Source organism: Saccharibacillus deserti (genome assembly GCF_013618475.1).
Lineage (GTDB): Bacteria > Bacillota > Bacilli > Paenibacillales > Paenibacillaceae > Saccharibacillus > Saccharibacillus deserti.
In genome coordinates this window covers 66,842-91,036 of sequence record NZ_JABJVN010000008.1, presented here as the reverse complement: position 1 = coordinate 91,036, position 24,195 = coordinate 66,842, and the positions used below count along the sequence as shown (strand labels likewise).

Here is a 24,195-nt window from a genome sequence, read left to right as displayed (position 1 = left end):
GGAGGAGCGGGGATGAAGCGGGTGATTGAAAATGAAGTGACGATTCGGGAATCTCAGATCAAGGATGCCAAGCCGCTTATGAAAATCGACAAGCTGGTCTGGAATTCGCGCAATTCGCCGCAAATTCCGGTCTGGAAGTCGCGTACGCATTACCTGCGCAGCTGTCCGCCGGAAAATCAGCTTGTCGCCGAATGCGACGGCTTTGTGATCGGCTGTGTCGGCTGGCGGCCGCCTACGATGATGTTCACCAACTCGCATGTCGCGGAAATTTATATTGCGGTGCATCCGGCTTATCAAGGGCTGGGCGTCGGCCGCAAATTGATGGAATCCGTCAAACTGCACACGCTCCGCCGGGGCGTCAAAAAGCTGCGTCTGCGCGTGCTGTCGACCAATGAAGATGCGATCCGCTTCTACAAACGCTGCGGCTTTCGGGAAGAAGGACGGCTTGCGCGGGAATATGTGATCGAAGGACAGTATGTGGACGATGTGTTGATGGGCTGCTGGCTGCTGTAGCTGCCGGGGCGGGTTACAAAAGAGGCCGTTTCGCGCTCCATTCTTCGGCCAGCATGCCGTAAACGGCATGATCCATATACCCGTCGTCCAGTTTCTCGGCTTGTCTCAGTATGCCTTCGAGCAGAAACCCGAGCCGCTCCGGAACGGCCCGGCTGCGCCGGTTCGAGGTGGCGCAGCGAATCTCGATCCGGTTGAGGCCCAGCTCGATGAACGAATAATCGATCAAAGCGCGGGCGGCGAGCGACATCAGGCCCCTGCCTTCGAACGAACCGCCGAGCCAATAACCGATCTGTGCGGAGCGGCTGCGCCAGTTGATCTCATGAAAACCGATCACTCCCGCAAGGCGCCCGTCTTCCCAGAGGCCGGCCGTGACCGCATCGTTATCGGCATAGAGCCGAGCGGCCGCCGCGATAAATTCCTCGGCATCCGCAAGGCTCTGCATCTGCCCGGTCCAGGGCATCCAGGGGCGCAGGGTGTGGCGGGATTCTTCGACGAGTGCGAGCAGTTCGCGGGCATGCCCGCCGCGCAGCGGCTTGAGCATCAGGGATTCTTTTAACGGAAAAACGAACATACGGCCTTTCGCTCCTTTTGGGTCGGGATGATAACCTTCATGCTACCCGATCGTGCAGAGGCCGTCAAAAGAAACGAAAGGCGCCGACGCGCCAAGCGGACCCGGGCGTTTCGATTGAACGCTTTTGCCGGTTGCGTTATATTTAGAAGCAGCAAGCTGGAGAAGGAACGAGGCTTATTTGTATCAAAGAATCTGGGAATAACGAAAGGTTGATATCCGTGGAGAATGCCAAGACCCCACCGAACTTTATTAAAAGCATTATTGAAGAAGACCTCAAGAGCGGCAAAGTGAAAGAGGTCGTCACCCGCTTCCCTCCGGAACCGAACGGTTACATGCATATCGGACACGTACGCGCGATCTTTATCGACTTTGCGCTGGCGGACGAATTCGGCGGTCGCACCAACCTGCGTTTCGACGATACGAACCCGGTCAAGGAAGACGTCGAATACGTCAACTCGATCAAGGAAGACATTAAGTGGCTCGGCTTCGAGTGGGACAACCAATATTACGCTTCGGATTATTTTGACGAAATGTACAACCGTGCCGTGCTGCTCATCAACAAAGGCCTCGCGTACGTCGACGACCAATCGGCCGACGAGATTCGCGAGAACCGCGGCACGCTGACGGAACCCGGCCACAACAGCCCGTACCGCGACCGCTCCGTCGAAGAGAATCTCGATCTGTTCACGCGGATGAGAAACGGCGAGTTCAAGAACGGCGAACGCGTCCTGCGCGCGAAGATCGACATGGCTTCGCCGAACATCAACCTGCGCGATCCGGTCATCTACCGCATTTCGCATACGACGCACCACAACACGGGCGACAAATGGTGCATCTATCCGATGTACACGTTCGCGCATCCGCTCGAAGACGCCATCGAAGGCGTGACGCATTCCCTTTGCTCGCTCGAGTTCGAAGATCAGCGTCCGTTCTACGACTGGGTCGTCAGCCAGTGCGAGATGGAGGCGCAGCCGCGCCAGTACGAATTCGGCCGCCTGAACGTCTCGACGATGGTGACGAGCAAGCGCAAACTGCGCAAGCTGGTCGAAGAGAATCTGGTCGACGGCTGGGACGACCCCCGCATGCCGACCATTTCCGGTCTGCGCCGCCGCGGCTATACGCCGGACGCGATCAAGAATTTCATTTACGAGACGGGGATTTCAAGAAGCCAAGGCCTGGTCGATATCCAGACGCTGGAGCACTTCGTCCGCGAAGATCTGAAGATGAAAGCGATGAGAACGATGGCCGTGCTGCGTCCGCTCAAAGTCGTCATCACGAACTACCCGGAAGGCGAAAGCGAGCTGCTGCCGGCCGAAAACAATACGGAGAACGAAGAAATGGGCATCCGCCAAATTCCGTTCTCGCGCGAGATCTATATCGAACGGGACGACTTTATGGAAGAGCCGGTCAGCAAATATTTCCGTCTGTTCCCGGGCAACGAAGTGCGCCTGAAGCATGCGTATTTCATCAAGTGCCATGACTTTATCAAGGATGACAGCGGCGAAGTGGTCGAGATCCACTGCACGTACGATCCGGAGACGAAGAGCGGCAGCGATTTCAACGCCCGCAAAGTCAAAGGCACCATCCATTGGGTGGACGCTTCAGCAGCCGTGCCGGCCGAGTTCCGTTTGTACGAGCCGCTGCTCGGCGAAGACGAGGAGTCGGAAGAACCGGCGACCGACGAGACGAACGACGTTTCCGCGGACGAAGTGGACGATTTCCTCAAGAAGGTCAACAAAGATTCGCTGGAGATCGTACAGGGCTTTGTGGAACCGCAGATGAAAGACGCCGCGCCGCAGGACAAGTTCCAATTTTTCCGTCACGGCTACTTCAACGTCGATCCGCAGCTGTCGGAACCGGGCAAGCCGGTGTTCGGCCGGATCGTATCGATGAAGAGTTCGTTCAAAATGCCGAAAAAATAAAAAAAGAAATTTTAGCCGCAATAGAGCTGCCAAAAAACCGCTTCGGTCGAAGCGGTTTTTTGCTGGCTTTAAACCTTATGACTGAAGGATTCAGGCGAGTGACAGACAGAGACTTACCGCAGCGAAAACGGTGTGCAGGACAGAAAGCAGGGAAGGTTTTTTGCGTGTTTAAAACCAAAAATAAGGGTTAAAAATAAATCGTGGACGGCGGCGGACCTGACGCAGCGTATCCGACATCCGGTCAGTCAAAATTGTCAGAGTCCGGCCTATCGTCCGACTCAACGGCTGTTTTACCCTGCAATCAGATGGATTTAAATTACTTTTTGTGCATTTTGTAACTTCGTTTGCATCGGGTAAAATAAGGATATAGATTACAAAATTCCCTAAAAATTTTTCGAGGAGTGATTAATCATGGCAAGCAATGACAACCAGAACAACGGCAAGATGTCCCGCGAAGAAGCAGGACGGCTGGGCGGCGAAGCTACATCGAACAATCACGACAAAGAATTTTACCAGGAAATCGGGCAAAAAGGCGGCGAAGCGCGCGGCGCTTCGGATTCCGATGATAATGCCGGCAAGATGAGCCGCGAGGAAGCCGGACGCAAAGGCGGACAAGCCCGCAAGAACGACTGACGGGTCGCACCCCGAATCAAATAGCACCTAAAGCAGGGCCCCCGGTTCTCCGCCGCCGACGGAGAACCGGGGGTCTTTGACGAATTCGGCCCAACCCAACATTCCTGCCCTACTGTTTGCCCGGGGCCGCGACCGGAACCTGCCGGCCGCTGCGGTAAAGCGTATATCCCATCGCGGCGAAGCCGGCGGCTCCGATTACCGAGAGCACGGTGCCGCTCTGATACATCATCGGCGCGCCGAAATTGTCGAACATCCAGCCGCCGATAATGCCGGCTGCGACACCCGAGATCCCGCTCCAGGACAGTGTGAACAGCGCCTGGCCGGTGCCGCGGTACGAATCGGGTACGAACATGCTGGTCATATGCGTGCCGACATAGAAATAACCGGCATACGTTACGCTGTGCAGCATTTGAATATAGATGATCGACATCGGGTCGCTTACGACCGACATGAGATACCAGCGCAGCGCAAACAGCACGCTTACGGCCGTCAGGCAGAGCATCATAAAGCCAAGCCGGCGGCGGAAGAACCGGTCGAAGATCAGGAAGAATACGGCTTCCAGTGCGGAGGCCGAGAATACCGCCCAGCCTACCATTTCGCGCGAACCGCCCAGGTCGGTGATATACAAGGTCATAAATGTTCCGTTCATGGCGTTCGGAATCGAGACGAGCACGCCAAGCAGCAGGAACGCGGCGAAGGTCGGATTGGTGAGCACTTTGCGGAATCCGCCCGGCGCCACGGTCGACGTGGCGGCCGGACGGCGCAGCGAAGGCAGGGCAACCGCGCAGAGCAGCGTCAGCGAAAGCAGTCCCGTGAACAACCAAGGCATGCCCGGAGACGTTCCGGTGCGATCAATGACAAAGCCCGCAGCAGCAGCAGTCAGTGCCCAGCCGAGCGAGCCCCACAGACGAAAACCGCCGAATTTGCGGCCGCTTCCGTCGATATAGCCGAGAATCATCGTATTGCTCTGGGCAAACATCGGACTCTGGAAAAAGAAGAAGGCAATCATGGCCAGATAAATCATTGCATACGAATGCACATGGAAAACGAACTGTGCCAGCACCAGGGTGCCGACCAGCATCAGAATCAGCATGCGCCTCATGTTCTCCATCCGATCGCCCAAGTAACCCCAGAACGGATTGGCGATCAGCGAAACGAACGGCCCGATGGCCATCAGCGTTCCGATCTCGAGCTTGCTCATGCCCGCATCTTGAAGATAGAGCGGAAAAAAGCTGGCAAAGACCGCGATTGCACCGTAAAGGAAAAAGTTGAAGGCTTTGAGCGGAAGGAAAGCGGCGTGATTCGTATGGGAGGATGTCGGTTGAGGATTGTTCGGTTGTCGTTCTAACACGTCGCGCACACCCCTTGCGGAAAATCCGTTTCTTTTAAGTAAGGGCTTACATCTCAAGTCATATATAAGCCGGGAACCAAGTCGGACGGCAGACCCTTAATCGACAATATAGTCCTTCCTCAGACAGATTACAACAAAATAATGCACAGCGTTAACGAAAGGAAGAAGGAAGAGGGCCCGAAAAGCCGTCTACACGGCGCTTCCGCAAATTGCAACCGTTTTGTCACATCATGCAGGACTATCTGTTTCAAACTGCGGGTATACTTGACTTGTAAGCGCGCACAAACCGAACGCTCCACGGTACGCACGAATTTATATTTCAGGCGGCGGGCCTCCTTCACTTGGTTAGGGACTTCCGGACGCCCATCCATAAGGAGGTTCACGCTGATGACGACCGCAATGATGGAAAGACCCGAATCGGCCGCCCACGGAGACGAACACTGGACATATACCCGATTGACGCTGTATCAGCTGCTGAGCGATTTTATCATTTATAAACCGAGTATCCATCTGCTGATGAAATGGCGCCGCCATCTCGAACGGATCAACTGGGACAATGAAGCTTTCGGAAGATTCCGGGTACTGGTCGCCGATCGGGATACTTCTTCGCTGCCTGCCTTTTGTGCAGCGGAGTCGCATGAATACGAACGGCTGGTCGGACGGCGGCAGTCCGGCGGCATCCCTCTGCGGGAGTCGTTCTATGCCGGCGGCACCGCCGAAGTGACGGCCTGCCGGGCCAGTGCGGAATACGACCGTGCGGGCGTAATCCTGAACAAAACGGCCGGGGAAAAAGACGACGAACTGAGCGTGGAACTGGAATTCATTGCGGTATTGGCCGAGCGCATGACCGAAGGGGTACGTTCCCGTGAAGAACGCGAGCGGTTGGCCCGGATCCAATTGGGATTCGTGAAGCGCCATCTGCTGACCTGGGTGCCTTCATTCTGCGCCGAGCTTCGCAGCCATACCGAAAGCGCGCTGTATCTGGAACTCTGCGGCATGCTGGAAGCGTTGATCACCCGCGATTACCGGTGGCTCAGCGCCCGGATCGACGACTGACCGCATCCATGACCGATAATTCAACCCGGCCGCCTGTAGGCTTCTCCGAACGGAGAAGCATGCAGGCGGCTTTTGTCATGGATGTTTCGTTTGCCTGCCGGGTGTCCAAATGGGCCATAGACCAATACCTTGACCAAGTTAAAGGTAAGGGTACGCCCCCTTCAAACGCACCTAAAGCGTGTGTGCTTGAAGGGAACGTAAACCTTGGATTAGGGTTGGTCAAGGTACCATTTGGGCCGAAAGCGAAGGAGGATTCCGTCATGGGACTGTATATCGGACTTGATATCGGAACGACAAGCACCAAAGCCTTTTTATATGATGAAAAAGGCGGGATTCGCGGAGGCTCGCAGCAGGCTTATCCGCTGCTGGTACCGGAAGCGGGACGCGCCGAGCAGCGCCCGGACGAGCTGCTGGATGCCGTAATCGAAGCGATCAGGGGCGCGATGCAGGATGCGGGAGCCCGGGCGGACGAGATTTCGGCCGTCGGCATCAGCGCGGCCATGCACAGTGTCATGGCCGTGGACAGCGAAGGGAAACCGCTGACGCCGCTGATTACGTGGGCGGACAACCGAAGCCTCGGACAGGCGAACGATCTGCGCCGAAACGGCGAAGCCGGAAGGCTGTACCGGGCGACGGGGACTCCCGTCCATCCGATGTCGCCGCTGACCAAGCTGCTTTGGCTGCGCAGCCGCGAACCGGAACTATTCAAGCGGGCGGCCAAATTCATCTCGTTCAAGGAGTATCTGCTCTATCGGCTGTTCGGCCGTTATGCGATCGATGTCTCGCTCGCTTCGGCGACAGGCATGCTCGATCTGAATACGCTGGACTGGAACGAATCGGCACTGCGTCTGACCGGTCTTTCACCGGAACGGCTCGGTGAGATCGTGCCGATCACGGAACGGTTCAGCGGCATGGACCGGACCCTCGCCGGGCGAATGGGCCTGCGTCCGGAGACGCCGTGGATTGCCGGCGCAAGCGACGGAGCGCTTGCCAATGTAGGCGTAGGCGCTCTTGAACGGGGAGAAACGGCGGTGACGATCGGAACGAGCGGGGCCGTGCGCTCGTTTGCCGAACATCCGAGTACGGATATCGGCGGCCGGACCTTCTGCTACGCGTTCGAACCGGACCGCTGGCTGATCGGCGGTCCGACCAACAACGGAGGCATCGCGCTGCGCTGGTATCTGGAGAAATTCGTGATCGGCGAAGGCGAGAGTGCCGACCTCAAGGAGAAAGAAGCTTTGAACCGGATCATGCAGCTGGCGGATTCCGTGCCGCCCGGTTCCGAAGGGCTGCTGTTCCTGCCTTATTTAAGCGGAGAACGTGCGCCTTATTGGAATGCGGATGCCCGGGGGACTTATTTTGGTGCGACCCTGCATCACGGCCGCGCCCATTTCGGCCGCGCCACCATGGAAGGCGTCCTGTTCGCCGTACGCACGGTCTACGATGCCTTGACGCAGCATGACGTATCCAATCGGTCGCTGCTGGCCTCCGGAGGGTTCGCCAAAAGCGAAACCTGGACGCAGATGCTGGCGGATCTGTCGGGCACTCGGGTCATTGTGCCGGATACGTACGAAGCCTCGGCTTTTGGCGCAGCCTCCGTCGCCATGCTGGCAGACGGCGCGATCGGCGATCTAAGCGAAGTGAAGGAGCGGATCGGCATCCTGCGCACGCATGAGCCGGACCCGCAGCGCTTCGGAACGTACGAACGTTATTATTCGCTGTTCAAGCGGGTGTACGATCAGCTGGAACCGGTATTCCCGGAGATTGCCCAGCTTCAACGGGGAACGGGCGTGAACCACGAAGACGAGAGCGAAGAAGGCGAAGCGAAGCATACTGTACCGGAGAAATAGGGCTGCTTCGCGCAAAAGGGAATACGCGGCAGCTCTGCAGTTCCCTGCCCGATTTCGTCGACCCCTCGTTTCACGACAAAAAAAGAACCCTTCATCCCGCGAGGTTCGCGGGGTGAAAGGTTCTTTTGTTTTGGAAGTTTTCGGAGCCTCCGTTTAATTCAGGGGAGTCTCCAGCTTTTCCATTTCGGCGCGTCTGGCGCGCGATTTGGAGCTGATCTTCATCAGGAATTCGTAGACGACCGGCACGATCACGAGCGTCAGCAGCGTAGAGCTGATCAGACCGCCGATAACCGTGATGCCGAGACCTTTGGAGATGATGCCCGCGCCGCCTTCCCAGCCGGCGACCAGAGGGATCAGGGCGCCTATCGTGGCAAGCGCCGTCATCAGGATCGGACGCAGACGCGTCGAACCGGCTTCCAGCAGCGCTTCGCGGGTAGACAGCCCTTCACGCTCCTTGTGAATAACGCGGTCGATCAGGACGATGGCATTGGTGACCACGATCCCGATCAGCATCAGTACCCCCATAAGCGCCGATACGCTGAGCGATTCGCCGCCGATCAGCAGGCCGATCAAGGCGCCGATCGCGATAAACGGCAGGGAGAACAGGATGGCGAACGGAGCCAGGCCGCCGCCGAACGTGACCACGAGGACGAAGTAGACGATGGCGATCGCGGCCAGCATGGCAAGTCCAAGCTGCGAGAACGTATCGTTGATCTGCTCGGTTACGCCGCCGAATTCGACGGTGATCCCGTCCGGCAGATCCAGGGCGTTGATCTTGTCTTCAAGCGCCGTCGAAGCGCCGCCGACGTCGGACGAGACGATATTGGCCGACAGTTGGGCGACGGTCTTGCCGTCCGAACGGGAGATAGTGTCGGGCGCAATGCCTTTCCGCACTTCCGTTACGTCCGAGATCGGAACCTGGATGCCGAGCGGAGAAGTGAGCTCGGTTTTTTCGATGTCCGACAGGGTTTTGAACGTTTTGCTTTCCGTTTCGATATAGACGTTGTGGTTTTGGCCGTCCAGGTCGACTTCCGTCAATACCGGACGCTGGGTGACCGGAGCGAGCGTCATGGCAATCTGCCCGGCGGTCAGGCCGTAGGAACTGAGCTTCTGCTGGTCGGCTACCAGCGTGTATTGGCTGTAACCTTCCGCTAGATTGCTCTCGGCTTCTTCGAAGTTGGAATCTTCCTGAATCAGCTTGAGAATATCGTCGGCAACCGGTTTGAGATCATCCGTGCTGTCGCCGTATACGCTGACGCTGAGCTGGCTGCCTCCCAGGCCGCCGCCGATATCCATCTGGCTCCATTCTCCTTCCGGCACGCGCTCTTGAAGACCTGCGAGCAGCTCTTCTTTGACCGTGTCGAAGTTCTTCGTATCGCTGTTGAACTCGGTGTAGAACAAGGCGGAATTGGCCGAACCGAAGCCCAGCGGGTTCGATCCGCCGATCGAATACTGCATGCTGGTGAGATTCGGCTGCTCGCGTACGAATTTTTCCGCTTCAAGCATGCGCTGCTGCGCCTGCTCGTCGGTCGCGCCCGCTTCCGGGGCATACGTGAACGTGAACGTCTTGTCTTCCTGCTCGGGCAGGAAGCTGGTTCCGACGTAAGGCAGGGTGAACAAGCTGCCGATCAGCAGGAACACGGCGATCAGGAATGTGATCAGCTTGTGCGACAGCGACCAGTTCAAGATACGCTTGTATCCTTCGGCCATGCGTCCCGGCTTGTCATGCGACGTTTTCTTTTTGAGGCCGCCGCGGAACAGGCTGTGCGCCAGCATCGGAACGATCGTAATCGCGATCAGCAGCGAAGCCAGCAGCGCGAATACCATTGTGAGCGCGAACGGCATAAACAGTTCGCCGACCATTCCGCTGACAAAAGCAAGCGGAACGAACACGGCGAGCGTGACGATCGTCGAGGACATGATCGGCAGGAACATCTCGCGCGTTGCGGCGCTGATCAGCTGGCGTCCGCGCAGCTTCTCGGTATCCAGCGACATGCGCCGGTAGATATTCTCGATTACGACAATCGAGTCGTCGACAACCCGGCCGATCGCCACGGTCATGGCGCCGAGCGTCATCATGTTCAAGGTGACGTCCATCTGCTTGAGCAGCAGCACCGCGATCAGCAGCGACAGCGGAATCGAGATGATCGAGATGATCGTCGAGCGGAAGTCGCGCAGGAACAACAGGATGATCAGGACGGCGAACAGCGCGCCGAAGATCGCTTTCTCCAGCATGGTCCGGACCGAATCTTCGATCGGCTTGCCCTGATCGAGCATAACGGTCAGGTTCAGGCCGGAATATTGGCTTTCCAGATCGGCGATACGGTCTTTGACCGCATTCACGACGTCGACGGTATTGGCATCATTAGTCTTGACGATCTGGATGCCGATCGATTCCAGGCCGTTCGTACGGGAGACGGACTCGGAACTGCCGACGACTTCGATCTTGGCGATCTCGCTCAGTTTGACGGTCGGCAGACCGGCTGCAGCCGCAGCCGCTCCGGCCGCGGGAGCGGCTTCCTCGCCCTGAACCGGTGCGACCGGCGCGGCGGCGTTATCCGTGCCGGTTGGCGTACCCGCCGCCGCGGCGCCCTGGCCTTCGGTTGGAAGAGCGGGTTCGGCGCCGCCGGTAGCCTGTCCCTGCGTGCCGGAAGCGTTCGGAGCCGCTTCTGCGGCAGCCCCGCTCTGCGATGGGGTGACCGGAATCTCCAGCGCTTTGAGGTCTTCAAGCGTGGTGACGTTGCCGTCCACCACTACCGCGGACTGGGAATCGTCCAGCGTAAACAGGCCGAGCGGAGCCCGGACGGACGAAGCGTTCACGATATTTTGTACCGTGTCCTGGGTCAAGCCCAATTCGGCCATCTTCTCGGCATTGAAAGTCAGCTGAACTTCGCGGACATACTGGCCCGAGACCTGAACGGAGGCAATGCCTTCAATCTTCTCAAGCTCCGGCAGCACTTGTTCCTGCGCGATCCGCGACAGTTCTTCCAGATCGTCGGTACCTTTGTCCGCCGATGCGCTCAGCGAGACCACGGGGAAGGAGTTCAGGCTGAAGCGGGTGATTGTCGGGCGTTCCACGCCTTCCGGCAGCGTGATCTGGTTGAGGCCTTCGCGGATCTGCGCGGTGGCTTCGTCGAGATTGGCGCCGAAGTTGAATTCGACGGCGACCGACGCAACGTTTTCCATCGAGGAAGAAGTCACGTTCTGGACGCCGTTGACATTGCGGAGCATCTGCTCCAGCGGAATGGAGACTTCGTTCATGACGGTTTCCGGAGCGGCGCCCGGATCGACGGCCGTGATACTCAGAAACGGGACGGTAATATCGGGAATCGTTTCCTGCTTCATGGTCAAGCCTGCATAGATGCCGGCAGCCGTGATCACAATCGTCAGAAACCAAATGGCGAGTTTGTTCCTCAGGGAAAAGCCGATAATACTTTTCATAAAAAGATTCTCCACTCCTCTAATAAATGGGCTGTGCCCGTGTACCGGGCTTCTTTGTCTCGATCCGGATGAGGCAGGGGCGGGGCGGCAGCATGGTTTTGGCTCAACGGGAACGCATCTCGTCCAAACGGTAGAGCACGAGCGGGGACAGCTGTTCGAGCGCTCCGTGCAGGGCATGAACGTCTTTCAGATTGGCGAGCATTCCCCGGACGACGGAGCGGCGGGGCATTTCGGCAGACAATTCTTCCTCCAGAACGTCCAGCGTTTCCAGGGCCTCTTCGCGCTCGCCCCGGCCGATCGGACTCCAGGCCAGCGTGTCGCGCATTTGGCGGATCAGGATAAACGGGCGTTTGGAAACGGAAGGATCTTCGGGGGCGTCTTCCACCCAGGTGGCCCACAGCGCGGGAGAAATAAGCGGCTCCGGCTTCGTGCCCAGTACGCGTTCGGCTGCGGCATCAAGCGTCAATTCCAGATGGCGAAGCACTTCGGCAATCGGAATTTCAGGCATGCCCCAGTCGGTCAGCTGCAGGTACGAGAAGACGAGACCGCCGACGACGATAGCGAAGTCCCCGGAATACGGATCGATCTCGGGTCCGTAGATCCCGATCAGGCTTCGGCGAATCTGGACGAACGCGGAAGCCAGCAGGGGATGATGGGCGGCAGGCCCGCAGACTTTGGAACCCGTATCCGAAGCGAGGTCTTCGCCGATCCCGCTGAATTCGCGTTCGCGGATCTGCATCAGGATGAATTCCTTGAATTCGATCAGCGAATGCAGGAGGACTTCGATCTGGGCGTAAAACGCTTCGCGGGGCGGCAGATTGGCGGAAGCCGCTTTTTCCAGCTTTTCGTGCAGCATGCCCAGCGCGTACTGGTGGATGGCGCCAATCAGTTCTTCTTTGGAGCGGAAATGCTGGTAAAGCGTTCCTTTGGAGAAACCGCAGCGTTCCGCGATATCCTGCATGGAGGTTTCCTGGATTCCCCGTTCCGAAAACAAACCGAGTGCCACCGTAAAAATGGTTTGTCTGCGTTCCGCGGATTTATCGGTAAGCAAAAGCAGTCCCCTTTCTTTTGACTGACGAGTTCCATAATCGACTATTGGGTCAACAGTAGTATAAACCAAAAAAACGGCCGCCTCAACTTTGCCGGAAAACCGGGGTCGAAAGCGGTCGTTCGATAGAGGTTTTTTACGAAATCAGCTTTAATCCGACGGCGGCAGACAGAATCATGGAAATGAACAAGATTCGCCGCGCTTCCTTCGGTTCGCCGTACATGAACATGCCGACCAGGGCGCCGCCTACGGTGCCGATTCCGGTCCAGATCGCGTAAGCCGTGCCCATGGCGATATGCTGCATGGCATAGGTGAGCAGCGAGAAACTGCTGGTAAAAGCGGCAATCAGCAGCACGTAGGCAGGCAGTCCCTTGCGCAGGGAAACCTGCTTCAGTCCGATAACGCCGAATATTTCACAGCAGCCTGCGAGAACAAGAGCGAGCCAAGGCATCTCAGACCGCCTCCTTTCCTTGAGCCGAAGACCCATTCTCCGCCGGTTCCGCGGCGGTGACAAGTTTGAGCCCGATTACGCCGGACAGCAGCAGCAGGATCAGCAGCGTCTTGGCCAGGCTGAACGGTTCGCCGAACAGCAGCGTCTCGGCAACGACGGTTCCCGCCGTGCCGAGTCCCGTGAATACGGCATATACGCTGCCGATCGGCAGCACTTTGGAAGCGCCGATCATCAGCCAGAAACTGGCGGCGATCCCGATGATGGTCAGCAGCCATTCCCAAATATTCGAGGAGTGCTTCAGCCCGGATACCCAGGCGACTTCAAATACTCCTCCAATCAAAACATAGGTCCATCCGCGGTTTGTGCGGCTCATAATGATGACAGCTCCTTCATTCAATGACTGGATGATTCACAAAAGGTTTAACGGATCAAGATACCCCGGCAGTAGACCGGCCAGACCGCAGCAAGGCGGCGGGCGGCAGTGGCGCGGCTGCCGTAGATGGCTTCGGCCATGATGCCGTCGAGTAGGGTCACGTAGGCCAGCGCCGCTTCTTCGGCTCCGCCGGGATGCAGGCGCGCTGCATTCTCCGGGCGTTTGAGCATACGGGTCAGCGCGCGTTCCGCCTGCCTGAAGAACGGATTGACCAGGGACATGACTTCATCGTGCAGCGCACTTGGAGGGAAGTAGCACATTCGCAGCAAAAAGCGGGTCTCCGTGTCCGACTCGTAATCGTCGAGCAGCCGCTCCGCCAGCCGGTACATCGCTTCTTCCGGCGGGCCGTCCGACTTTTCCAGTACATACCGGAACAGCGTCAGACGCTTGCGCCGAAGCGCCCGGGTGAACACGGACAGGAACAGATCTTCCTTGCTGCGAAAATGCGCATAAATTGAAGGTTTGCGAATCCCTACGACTTCGGCGATCCGTCCCAGGGAAGCTCCTTCAAATCCCTCCGAGGCAAACAGGCTCAGCGCGGTATCTTCTATAAAAGGCTTGCGGGTCATTCGAACGCCTCCTTGGCCGGAGAATACAAAACAAACTAACGGTCGTTAGTTTTAAAATAGCACGCCGGATACCCGAAGTCAAAGAAAAAGGCAAAAAAAGGCCCGGCGGCGAATGGGGGTCAGAGGTTAAATCGCAGACTTGGCTGCCTGAAGAATGAAACCGATAGGGCAGCGGAACGTAATGACCGGAATACACAGACCGGAATGACCGAGACCGTGCCGCAGGAGGGGGAGTTAGACATGAGACGTGGACTGATTGTGTTCCTGCTCGCCGCTTTATTGTTCGTCTTCTATTACTTCGGCGTCGATTTGTTCGGAACGACCGCCGCTGCCGTTATGAGCATTTTTTCCACCCTGACCGTCGTCTCGATCGCGTTCGTCATCTTCATGGACAACCGCAATCCGTCGAGTACGCTGTCCTGGATCCTGGTGCTCGGCCTGCTGCCGGTCGTCGGACTGATCTTCTATTTCCTGTTCGGACAGAATTATTTCCGCCGCCGCAAGTACGACAAGAAAGCCGAATGGGACCGCCGCATTTATGAATGGAGCGAAAAAGACACGCTGGCCGGCATTGAAAACACGCTGGATTTCAGCGACGAACAGCAGCGGATTCTGCGTTTGTCGCGCCGTTTGTCGCTGACTCCGGTCTCCTACTCGAGCCCGACGGCGGTCCTGACCAACGGGGGCAGCACTTTTTCCGAACTGCTTGCCGCTCTGCGCGGTGCCCGTCACCATATCCATATGGAATATTACATTTATCGGGCGGACGATATCGGCACCCAGATTCAAAAGCTGCTGATCGAAAAAGCGAAAGCGGGCGTGGAAGTCCGGTTTATGGTCGACGCGGTCGGCAGTATCCAGCTTCCGCGCCGCTTTCTGGACGAGATGCGGGCAGCCGGGATCAAGGTGGCGCTGTTCGGCGCAACCAAGTTCCTGCTGGCGACGAGCCGGGTCAATTACCGCAATCACCGCAAGATCGTCGTGATCGACAAAAGTATCGGGTTTATCGGCGGATTGAACGTGGGCGACGAATACCTCAGCCGGAGCAAGACGTACGGATTCTGGCGCGATACGCATATGCGGATCGAAGGGGACGCGGTCAGCACGCTGCAGCGTATTTTCCTTCGGGATTGGCGGCATATGACGAACGAACAGCCGACCGGACCGGGTTATTTTCAGTCCAAAAGCAAACCGGACCCCGCGCTCGGCGCCGTGCAGATCATCGCAAGCGGACCCGACAACGACCGGCGGACGCTCAAACATATCTTTTTCACCATGATTACGACGGCCAAGCGTTCGGTCTGGATCGCAACGCCGTATTTTATTCCCGACGAAGACATTCTGACTGCCCTGCGCACCGCCGCTTTGTCGGGACTGGATGTACGTCTGCTGTTCCCCGCGAAACCAGACAAGAAACTGCCGTTCTGGGCCTCGCACTCGTATTTCCCGATTCTGCTCGATGCGGGCGTGAAGATTTACGAATACGAAAAAGGATTTCTGCATTCCAAGCTGCTGATCGTGGACGGGGAAACGGCGAGCATAGGTACGGCCAACATGGACATGCGCAGTTTCCATCTCAACTTCGAAGTCAACGCGCTGCTCATGAACAATGCCAGCGTAAAGCGGATCGCGGCCGACTTCGAGCGCGACCTGCTGAACACGACGATGATCGATCCGGCTGCATTCGGCAGCAAACGCATGGCTTTGCGATTTATGGAATCCGCCGCAAGACTGCTGTCGCCGCTGCTTTGATGACCAGCCCGGAAAATCGGAAATCCGCGCGGATCGCGCTCCAAAAGGAAAGGAATCCTCCGGGGAGGCGTTTCCTTTCCTTTTTGGCGTGCGGACGTTGAATGCCCCGAATAAAAGACGTTTGTGGGATCAAGGTTGCTATGGTACGCTGAAGGAGATCTCTGGAGCTTCGGAAGCTAAAATTTCATACAAAAAGATCGTGTTCGCACCGATTTTACACAATTCTTCATCCGCAAAACGAGCCGAAAGGCCGGTTGTTGGGTAATAAAAGACGATGGGGCAACTCTGAATCAAGAAAGGTGAATCGGCATGGGGCGAAATGAAAAAAGCAAAACCGCGGTCATCGTAGGAGCAGGACCCGGCGGACTGGCGGCGGCGATGCTGCTTGGCGCGAAGGGATACGAGGTCGATGTTTATGAAAAGCAGTCCGTTCCGGGTGGACGCTCGGGCAGGCTTAAACTTGGCGAATATACGTTTGACCGGGGCGCGACGTTTCTGATGATGCCGCAGCTGCTCGAAGAGCTGTTTGAGCAGGCCGGACGTTCCGTACACGATTATGTGGAACTCCACAAGTTGGACCCTCTCTACGGGTTGTATTTCGACCGGGGCCGCACCGTGCTGATGCCTTCGAGCGACAATGAAGAGACGGCCAGACGGATCAAAGCCCTTTTCCCCGGAGAAGAAGCCGGATTCTATCGTTTTATGACCGATGAGTCAGTCAAGTACGAACATGTGGAACCGCTGCTGCGCCGTCCTTTCGGCGGATTCGGCGATTATATGAAAGCCGATGCGATCAAAGCGCTGCCTTATCTCAAAATCACCGACACGGTTTATGGTCAGCTCTCGCGTTATTTCAAAGACGAGCGGCTTAAATATGCTTTTACCTTCCAATCCAAATATCTTGGCATGTCCGCCTGGAATTGTCCGGGTACTTTTACCATTTTGTCGTTTATGGAACACCGCTACGGTCTGCTGCATCCCAAAGGCGGCATCTCCGCGCTGTGGGACGCCATGGTCAAGGTGGCGGAAGAACACGGCGTGCGCTTCCATCTGGGAACGCCGGTCGAACGCATCGTGACGGACAAGGGACGCGCCACGGGCGTACGCCTGCGAGGCGGCGAGACCCGCTTGGCCGACCACGTGGTGATCGGAGCGGACTTCGCTTCGGCGATGAACCATCTGTTCGAACCCGGCGTACTCAAGAAATATACCCCGCAGAAGCTGGGAGCGAAAAAGTATTCCTGCTCGACCGCCATGCTGTATCTGGGCATCGACGGCGAGATCGACCTTCCGCACCACTCGATCCATTTTGCGGACGATTACGCGAAGAACGTCGAAGAGATCACGGGCAGCCAGAAGCTGTCGGAAGACCCTTCTATCTATGTGCATAATCCTTCCAAACTCGATCCGACGCTGGCACCGGCCGGAAAGTCCGCGCTGTATGTACTGATGCCGGTACCGAATCTCAAAGGCAACGCCGACTGGAGCGGCCGCCGCGAGGCACTCAAAGAGTGGATGTTGGACCGGGTGGAGGCGATCGACCAGCTGAAAGGACTCCGCGGACGCATCGAAGAAGAAGCGTTCTTCACGCCGCAGGACTGGCAGGATTCGCTTGACGTATACCGGGGGGCCACCTTCAATTTGTCCCACAATCTGGGGCAGATGATGGCTTTCCGCCCGCATAACAAGTTCGAGGAAGTCGACCGCGTCTGGCTGGTAGGCGGCGGCACGCATCCGGGCAGCGGACTGCCGACCATCTTCGAATCGGCGCGGATCAGCGTCGACCTGATCGAGAAAGCCGACGGCGGCAGCCGCGCCCATGCGGCTCCCCAGCCGCTCGGCGCGGCCGGAGGAACCGAATGACCCGCGGACCGAAAGTCGCTATCGTAGGCGGCGGCATCGGCGGCCTGACGGCTGCCCTGCTGCTCAGCCGGCAGGGCGCGGAAGTCACGCTGCTCGAAGGCCGCGACCGTCTGGGCGGCCGAATCGCTTTTGAACAAGGCGGAGAACCGGCCGCGCAGATCGACCAGGGTCCGACGATCGTGCTGCTGCCGGAGATGCTGCTGTCGATTCTCGAAGAAGGCGGCGTCGAACGGGAACGGATCAAATTGATCGAAGCGGACCCTCTCTACCGCATTCATTATTCGGACGGCCGAATGATGACTAAACGCCGCAGGCCGGAAGATCAGGCCAAAGAAATCGAACGGCTGTTTCCCGGAGAGTCGGAAGGGTATATCCGGTATATGAACCAAATGCGGGATATGTACCCGGGCGCCAAAGCTTCGGTGCTGGAACGGACGTTTCCCCGCAAGCGCGATTTCTTCGCGCCGCGCCAGGTGCGTATGCTCGGCAGGCTGCAGGCGCACCGCAGCGTAAGGGCCGCGGCCGCCCGATACTTCAAACACAAAGATCTGATCGATGCCTATTCGCTGCAGTCGCTCTATATCGGCGGACAGCCTGCCGGAACGCCGGGCGTATATTCGATTCTGCCGTACGCGGAGCACGATTTCGGCATCTGGATGATCGAAGGCGGCTATGCGCGCCTGCCGGTCATTCTGGAAGAAGAGCTGCGTGCGCGGAATGTCGAGATCCGTCTGAATACCCGCGTGGAGCGGCTTTCCGTCGAAACGGGCCGCTGCCGGGGGATTGTGGTGGACGGCGTCCGCGAAGGGTACGACGCCGTTTTGTTTAACGGGGATTTCCCGAATCTGCTGCCGCTGCTTGAAGGGCAGCCCGAAGCCAACCGCAAAAAGCCTTACCGTCCGTCCTCGGGCTGCGTAATGGTTTATATGGGAACTTCCAAGCGTTGGGAAGATACGGCGGCGCACCAATTCTTCCTCCCGGAAAGCCTCGGCGACAGTCTGCAGGCGGTGTTCGAACGGGGGATGATTCCCGCCAATCCGTCGTTCTATGTCTTTAATCCGATCGAACTGGATCCGGAGGCCGCTCCGGAAGGAGAAAGTCTGCTGTATTTCCTGATTCCGGCTCCGGACGCTTCGCGCATTTCCTGGGCGAAGGAAGGGCGGCGTCTTGCGCGCAAAGTACTTCAATCCGCGGAGCGCAGGGGCTTCCCGGGGCTGCGGGACTCGATCAAATGGATCAAGCTCCGGACGCCGGAGGATTCGCGCAAAGACGGCAACTATGTCGGCGGGAGCTTCGGCATCGCCCCGATTCTGACCCAATCCGGTCCTTACCGGCCGCAGCCCAAGCCTTTTCAGACGATAGACGGATTGTATGCGGCGGGCGCTTCGGTGCATCCCGGCGGCGGCGTGCCAATCGTGATGCAGGGGGCGAGAATGGCCGTAAATCAGCTTTTGAAGGAGTGGAATCCATGAACGAACACATCTTGCAGCAGTGCGAGGATTCGATGAGGCAGGGCTCGTCCTCGTTTTACCACGCCTTCCGGGATCTGCCGGAGAAGAGGCGTCACGCGGTCTACGTCATCTATGCGTTCTGCCGCCTGATCGACGACAGCGTCGACGAGCCGGAGACTTCGCCTTTTACCATTCATGAACTGCGCGAGCGGTTTCTTGACCTGGACCGGGCAAACGACCATTTTATCTGGCCGGCGCTGCGCTGGCTGTTCGCCGGGTTTCCGAACCTGGGACGCCAGCCGTTCCTGAATCAGATGGAAGGGCAAGTGTCGGATCTGACCCTGCTGCGCTACGAGACCATGGAGCAGTTGGAACGCTACTGCTACCTGGTGGCCGGCACGGTAGGGGAAATGCTGCTGCCGGTGCTCCGCGACGATCTGCATGCCGAGGCGGCCGAAGCGGGCATCGCTCTCGGCAAGGGGATGCAGATCGTCAATATCATTCGCGATGTCGGCGAAGATCTGGGCCGGGGACGCCGTTATATTCCGGCGGATCTGATGCGCCGACACGGCTATACCGAAGAGGATTTGTCCCGCGGGGTGATCGATGGGCGGTTTACCGCCATGATCGATGAACTGCACGGCCAGGCGGCCATCTGGCTGGAGCAGGGGCTGTCCAACCTGGACAGCTATCCGAAGCGCAGCGGCTTGTCGGTAGCTCTGGCTGCCGCTTTCTACGGAGCGATCTTCGATCAGGTAAGGCGCAACGGCTATGACGTCTTTGACCGGCGGGCAATCGTGCCGGATGAAGAGAAGGGCGTGCTGCTGCTGCGCGTTATGTCAAGCTTCGGCGCGGTCGACGATTCCGCGGACAGCGCAGCCGTGTCGTAATGGACGGATCGCAGACCCGTCTACGCCTGCCGGCAGCCGGAAGCCGTCTGGAGCGGACGGCTGTTATCTCCGGCATCGTATTCTATGTCTGGATGGCGATCGGCACAGGCGAAAGGAGAGGACGAAACGTTGATTCTGACTTGGGTTCTGACAGCCGTCTGCTTACTTCTCGCCGCGCAGCTGGTCTTCGCGCTGATTAACAGCCGCGCCCTGCCGGTGCCCGGCAAGCGTACGCGTACGATCGAGAACCGTCCGCTGGTGTCGGTACTGATTCCGGCCCGCGACGAAGAACGCAATATCGAAGAGTGTCTGAACCATGTGCTGGATTCCGACGATTCGGAATACCGGATCGAGGTGATCGTCTACGACGACGATTCGAGCGACGATACCGGGGGCATCGTGCGGCGGATGGCGATGGAAGATCACCGGATCCGGCTGATGAAAGGGGACGAACTGCCCGAAGGCTGGAAAGGCAAATGTTATGCCTGCCATCGTCTGGCCGAACAGGCATCCGGCAGTTGGTATCTGATGCTCGATGCCGATGTCAGAGTCGGCAGACTGGCGATCCGGGATACGCTGCGTTCCGCCATGAAGAAGAAAGTCGGCCTGCTGAGCGGATTTCCCAAGCAGATCACGGGGACCTGGATGGAACGGCTGGTTGTCCCGATGATGGAATTCGTCATCTTGTGCCATCTGCCGATGCCGATGGTAGCCCGTTCGAGCAGCCGCCTGTTTTCCGCGGCGCACGGCGCTTATATGCTGATCAAACGTTCCGCCTACGAATCGGTAGGCGGATACGAAGCGCTCAAGAACGAGATGGTGGACGATATGGCCATGGCCCGAGCAGTCAAACAAGCGGGCTACAAAATGATGCTGGCCGATATGAGCAAACACGCCCAGATGCGGATGTACCACGGGGCGCGCGAAGTCTGGGAAGGCTTCAGCAAAAATATGTTTGCCGGAATGGGGCGCAATTATGTGCTCATGGCCGGGATGCTGCTCTGGTACACGGCACTGTATATCCTGCCGCCGATCGCGCTGCTCATCGGGCTGTTCTCGGGCAATCTTCATCTGGCGGCGTTCAGCGGCCTGGCCATGCTGCTCGGGATGACGGTCAAATCGGTGTGCGATATACGCAGCGGTCTGCCGGCCTGGCGCGGCGTCTTCATGGCTGCAACCGTCTGCTGCACCCTGGCGATCGCCCTGGCAAGCGTTGCCGGCGGTTTGAACGGCAAAGGCCATACCTGGAAAGGCCGCCGATACGGATAAAAAAGTCCCATGCCGGCCCATGTCGAAGCCGATCTGGGCCTATACGGCATCCGCGGAGGAACGTACGGTTTGGTCGAAGGCATGAGGCGGCTGGCCCCGCGAGCTGGGCGTAGAGATCCGCACGGGTACGGAAGTGCTGTCGATCAAGGTGCGGGCGGGACGCGTCTACGGTGTCGAGACGACGGAAGGCATGATCGAAGCGGGCGAAATCGTCTGCAACGGCGATCTGCTGACGCCGGAGCGGCTCGAAAGCGAGTTCGACGGTATTTTCAAGCGCAAAGTTGCGCCGGACGATCCCGCTCTGTACATTTGCAATAGCGGGTATTCGGAGCCGGGCTCCGCACCCCCGGGAGCCATTTACGGCATTTCTTCCAATACGATGAGGTAGACGCTTTTCCGGCCGGGCAACCGGGATCCGGATGTGTCCGGACTCTGGTACGTGGGAGGAACGAACCGTACGGGCGGCGGTACGCCGTTTGTGACCTTGTCGGGTCAGCTGGTCGCGGAACGCATTGCCGGCAGGTAAGTCCGGACCTCGACCGGGGTTCGTCCATAACCGGCAGGATGAAAAGAAAGAGGGGACAGGCCATGACGAGAGAAAAGAACGATTCCGTATCGACCGGAGACCGCAAAAGCGAGCATGTTCGTCTGTGCCTGGAAGAAGAAGTAGGCGGTGTCGGCGTAACGACCGGATTCGAACGTTACGCCTTCCGGCACAATGCGCTGCCGGAAACGGATTTTGACCAGATCGATTTGACGGCTTCGTTTCTCGGACGCGAGCTGCGTGCGCCGATGCTGATCAGTTCGATGACCGGCGGAAGCGCCGGAACGGGACGGATCAACGAGCGTCTGGCCGAAGCGGCGCAGATGCGCGGCTGGGCGATGGGGCTCGGTTCTGTTCGCGCCGCCGTCGAACGCGGCGAACTGGCGGAGACGTTCAAGGTCCGGCATAAAGCGCCGGACATTCCGGTGATCGCCAATCTGGGGGCGGTTCAGTTGAATTACGGCTTCGGGGCGGACGAATGCCGGCGCGCGGTGGATATCGCGGAAGCGGACGCGCTGGTGCTGCATCTGAACAGCCTGCAGGAAGTGTTCCAGCCCGAAGGCAATACGAACTTTGCCGGGCTGCTGCCGAAGATCGCGAAGCTGTGCCGCGATCTGGACGTGCCGGTCGGCGTGAAGGAAGTCGGCTGGGGCATCGACGGCGAGACGGCTCTGCGCCTGGCGGAAGCCGGCGTCGCGTTTATCGACGCGGCCGGCGCGGGCGGCACCTCATGGAGCCAGGTGGAGAAGTTCCGCAGCTCCGACGCCATGCGCCGGGCCGCGGCGGAAGCGTTCGCCGGCTGGGGCACGGGGACGGCGGAGTGCATCGCGGAGATCCGCGGCGAACTGCCGCATCTGCCGCTGATCGGAAGCGGCGGTCTTCGCGGCGGTGTGGATGCGGCGAAGGCGATCGCGCTCGGCGCCGATCTTGCGGGCTTCGGCCGGGCGCTGCTCGGCCCGGCCGTGGATTCCGCCGAGAGTGCGGCGAAGGCCATGGAGCAGGCCGAATTCGAACTGCGCACGGTCATGTTCGGGATCGGCGCGGGATGTGTAGCGAAGCTTCAAGGCACCAAGCGGCTGCAGCGCAAAAACTGAAAGCAGGCTTACGGCAGTCCGAAGATTCTTTGAACGGACAAAAAAGAAAGCGGTACCCGAAACGCAGCGAAGCGCGACAAGCGGACGGAACCCAACCGTCCGCTTTTTTTGCCGCGAAATCTTCTCGGCTGCCGGGGCCGCTTCCGTATCTCTTCACCCGAAATCCTGTTATAATATACGCTGATGCTTTTTGCAGGAATATCTTAATGGGCATTTACGATCAAACTCAGAGGAGTTGTGTATTCATATGGCATTGAAAGCCGGTATCGTAGGTTTGCCGAACGTCGGCAAATCCACATTGTTCAACGCAATCACGCAGGCAGGCGCAGAGTCCGCCAACTATCCGTTCTGCACCATCGACCCGAATGTCGGGATCGTCGAAGTACCCGACGAGCGTCTCGACAAACTGACGGAGATGGTTACGCCCAAGAAAACGGTGCCGACGGCATTCGAATTCGTAGACATCGCGGGTCTTGTGCGCGGCGCGAGCAAGGGCGAAGGCCTGGGCAACAAATTCCTGGCCCATATCCGCGAAGTGGACGCGATCGTACACGTCGTTCGCTGCTTTGTGGATGAGAACATCACCCACGTGGACGGCAAGATCGATCCGATCAGCGATATCCAAACGATCAACCTGGAGCTGATTCTCGCCGATATCGAGAGTGTCGACAAAAGAATCGAGCGTTCCAAAAAGAACCTCAAAGGCGGCAACAAACAGTCCGCGCAGGAAGTCGAAGTACTGGAGAAAGTCAAGGAAGCCCTGTACAACGACCAGCCTGCACGCAGCCTCGATCTGACGGAAGACGAACTCCAGATCATCCGCGAACTGCACCTGCTGACGCTTAAGCCGGTTCTGTATGCGGCGAATGTGGCCGAAGACGAAATCGCCGATGTGGCAAACAACGCCTACGTCCAGAAGGTACGCGAGTTTGCGGCGGCCGAGAATGCGGAAGTCGTGCCGATCAGCGCCAAAGTGGAAGAAGAGATCGCGGAACTCGAAGGCGAAGACAAGCAGATGTTCCTCGAAGAACTGGGCATCGAAGAGTCGGGCCTCAATCTGCTGATCAAAGCGGCCTACAAGCTGCTGGGTCTGTATACGTACTTCACGGCCGGCGTTCAGGAAGTTCGCGCCTGGACGATCCGCAGAGGAACCAAAGCACCGGGCGCGGCGGGCGTGATCCACTCCGACTTCGAACGCGGCTTTATCCGCGCCGAAGTGGTGGGCTACGACGATCTGGTCAACGCGGGTTCCATGAACGGTGCCAAAGAACGCGGCCAGCTGCGCCTCGAAGGCAAAGAATATATCGTGCAGGACGGCGACGTTATGCATTTCCGTTTCAACGTTTAACCGTTGACAAACCAGTCAAAAAGCCGCTTTTTCCCTCAAGGGAAAAGCGGCTTTTTGCCGTGGAAAAGGACGGGTCATGCCGCGGAGAAACCTCGGCGGCGTCCGTAGGCATCCTGCGGCGCGGTGCTCCGGCGAGAGCGGTGTTC

Annotated in this window: 20 protein-coding genes; 13 read left to right on the top strand and 7 right to left on the bottom strand. The window is 58.3% G+C overall.

The annotated features are described in order from the left end of the window. Positions 1 to 12 precede the first annotated feature (12 nt). Positions 13 to 513 carry a GNAT family N-acetyltransferase gene (locus HOP44_RS18400; protein ID WP_172256075.1) on the top strand — a complete coding sequence of 167 codons (501 nt, stop codon included), beginning with the start codon at positions 13 to 15 and terminating at the stop codon, positions 511 to 513. A 13-nt stretch (positions 514 to 526) separates the two neighbouring features. On the opposite strand, the gene HOP44_RS18395 is transcribed toward HOP44_RS18400, so the two are convergent. Next, the gene (locus tag HOP44_RS18395) at positions 527 to 1,084 is read right to left on the bottom strand and encodes a GNAT family N-acetyltransferase (RefSeq protein WP_172256073.1); all 558 of its coding nucleotides are present in this window, start codon (positions 1,082 to 1,084) and stop codon (positions 527 to 529) included. A 218-nt stretch (positions 1,085 to 1,302) separates the two neighbouring features. Between HOP44_RS18395 and HOP44_RS18390 the strand changes: the two genes are divergently transcribed. Continuing rightward, on the top strand, positions 1,303 to 3,006 hold the full coding sequence (locus HOP44_RS18390; RefSeq protein WP_172256071.1) for a glutamine--tRNA ligase/YqeY domain fusion protein: 1,704 nt from the start codon (positions 1,303 to 1,305) through the stop codon (positions 3,004 to 3,006). 411 nt (positions 3,007 to 3,417) lie between these two features. After that, a complete protein-coding gene (locus tag HOP44_RS18385; RefSeq protein ID WP_172256069.1) occupies positions 3,418 to 3,639 on the top strand; it encodes a KGG domain-containing protein in 222 nt (73 codons plus the stop codon). Between the two features lie 109 nt (positions 3,640 to 3,748). Here the strand turns inward: HOP44_RS18385 and HOP44_RS18380 are convergent, their stop codons facing one another. Further along, a complete protein-coding gene (locus HOP44_RS18380) occupies positions 3,749 to 4,990 on the bottom strand; it encodes an MFS transporter (protein ID WP_172256067.1) in 1,242 nt (413 codons plus the stop codon). A gap of 387 nt (positions 4,991 to 5,377) precedes the next feature. Here HOP44_RS18380 and HOP44_RS18375 point away from each other — a divergent pair, with 387 nt between their 5' ends. Together HOP44_RS18375 and HOP44_RS18370 are read left to right on the top strand one after the other, a co-directional pair. Further along, the gene (locus HOP44_RS18375; RefSeq protein WP_172256065.1) at positions 5,378 to 6,046 is read left to right on the top strand and encodes a TorD/DmsD family molecular chaperone; all 669 of its coding nucleotides are present in this window, start codon (positions 5,378 to 5,380) and stop codon (positions 6,044 to 6,046) included. Between the two features lie 260 nt (positions 6,047 to 6,306). Continuing rightward, entirely contained in the window at positions 6,307 to 7,896 is a 1,590-nt protein-coding gene (locus HOP44_RS18370) for a gluconokinase (protein ID WP_172256063.1), read from the top strand. 153 nt (positions 7,897 to 8,049) lie between these two features. Here the strand turns inward: HOP44_RS18370 and HOP44_RS18365 are convergent, their stop codons facing one another. The 5 genes from HOP44_RS18365 to HOP44_RS18345 form a co-directional block, all read right to left on the bottom strand. Further along, positions 8,050 to 11,337: an efflux RND transporter permease subunit gene (locus HOP44_RS18365; RefSeq protein WP_172256061.1), complete on the bottom strand. Its 3,288-nt coding sequence runs from the start codon at positions 11,335 to 11,337 to the stop codon at positions 8,050 to 8,052. A 103-nt stretch (positions 11,338 to 11,440) separates the two neighbouring features. Beyond that, positions 11,441 to 12,388, bottom strand: a complete 948-nt coding sequence (locus tag HOP44_RS18360) for a TetR/AcrR family transcriptional regulator (RefSeq protein WP_172256059.1) — start codon at positions 12,386 to 12,388, stop codon at positions 11,441 to 11,443. Positions 12,389 to 12,521: 133 nt separating this feature from the next. Beyond that, positions 12,522 to 12,836, bottom strand: a complete 315-nt coding sequence (locus tag HOP44_RS18355; protein WP_172256057.1) for a DMT family transporter — start codon at positions 12,834 to 12,836, stop codon at positions 12,522 to 12,524. A gap of 1 nt (position 12,837) precedes the next feature. Beyond that, positions 12,838 to 13,209 (bottom strand): DMT family transporter, encoded by a 372-nt coding sequence (locus HOP44_RS18350; RefSeq protein WP_172256055.1) that lies wholly within the window; start codon positions 13,207 to 13,209, stop codon positions 12,838 to 12,840. Between the two features lie 47 nt (positions 13,210 to 13,256). Continuing rightward, the gene (locus HOP44_RS18345; RefSeq protein WP_172256053.1) at positions 13,257 to 13,838 is read right to left on the bottom strand and encodes a TetR/AcrR family transcriptional regulator; all 582 of its coding nucleotides are present in this window, start codon (positions 13,836 to 13,838) and stop codon (positions 13,257 to 13,259) included. Between the two features lie 240 nt (positions 13,839 to 14,078). Between HOP44_RS18345 and cls the strand changes: the two genes are divergently transcribed. The 8 genes from cls (at position 14,079) to ychF (ending at position 24,049) form a co-directional block, all read left to right on the top strand. Further along, the gene (gene cls, locus HOP44_RS18340) at positions 14,079 to 15,590 is read left to right on the top strand and encodes a cardiolipin synthase (protein ID WP_172256051.1); all 1,512 of its coding nucleotides are present in this window, start codon (positions 14,079 to 14,081) and stop codon (positions 15,588 to 15,590) included. Positions 15,591 to 15,899: 309 nt separating this feature from the next. Continuing rightward, positions 15,900 to 17,453: a phytoene desaturase family protein gene (locus HOP44_RS18335; protein ID WP_172256049.1), complete on the top strand. Its 1,554-nt coding sequence runs from the start codon at positions 15,900 to 15,902 to the stop codon at positions 17,451 to 17,453. Then, entirely contained in the window at positions 17,450 to 18,925 is a 1,476-nt protein-coding gene (locus HOP44_RS18330; protein ID WP_172256047.1) for a phytoene desaturase family protein, read from the top strand. The genes HOP44_RS18335 and HOP44_RS18330 overlap by 4 nt, the downstream gene beginning before the upstream one ends. Next, positions 18,922 to 19,794, top strand: coding sequence for a phytoene/squalene synthase family protein (locus HOP44_RS18325; RefSeq protein WP_172256045.1), 873 nt, complete (start codon positions 18,922 to 18,924; stop codon positions 19,792 to 19,794). The genes HOP44_RS18330 and HOP44_RS18325 overlap by 4 nt, the downstream gene beginning before the upstream one ends. 129 nt (positions 19,795 to 19,923) lie before the next feature. Next, entirely contained in the window at positions 19,924 to 21,063 is a 1,140-nt protein-coding gene (locus tag HOP44_RS18320; RefSeq protein ID WP_172256043.1) for a glycosyltransferase family 2 protein, read from the top strand. A gap of 133 nt (positions 21,064 to 21,196) precedes the next feature. Beyond that, positions 21,197 to 21,451 carry a hypothetical protein gene (locus HOP44_RS18315; protein WP_172256041.1) on the top strand — a complete coding sequence of 85 codons (255 nt, stop codon included), beginning with the start codon at positions 21,197 to 21,199 and terminating at the stop codon, positions 21,449 to 21,451. Between the two features lie 200 nt (positions 21,452 to 21,651). Next, positions 21,652 to 22,701, top strand: coding sequence for a type 2 isopentenyl-diphosphate Delta-isomerase (fni, locus tag HOP44_RS18310; RefSeq protein ID WP_172256039.1), 1,050 nt, complete (start codon positions 21,652 to 21,654; stop codon positions 22,699 to 22,701). A 247-nt stretch (positions 22,702 to 22,948) separates the two neighbouring features. After that, complete coding sequence (gene ychF / locus HOP44_RS18305) at positions 22,949 to 24,049, top strand: redox-regulated ATPase YchF (protein WP_172196335.1); 1,101 nt, start codon at positions 22,949 to 22,951, stop codon at positions 24,047 to 24,049. Positions 24,050 to 24,195: the final 146 nt, after the last annotated feature.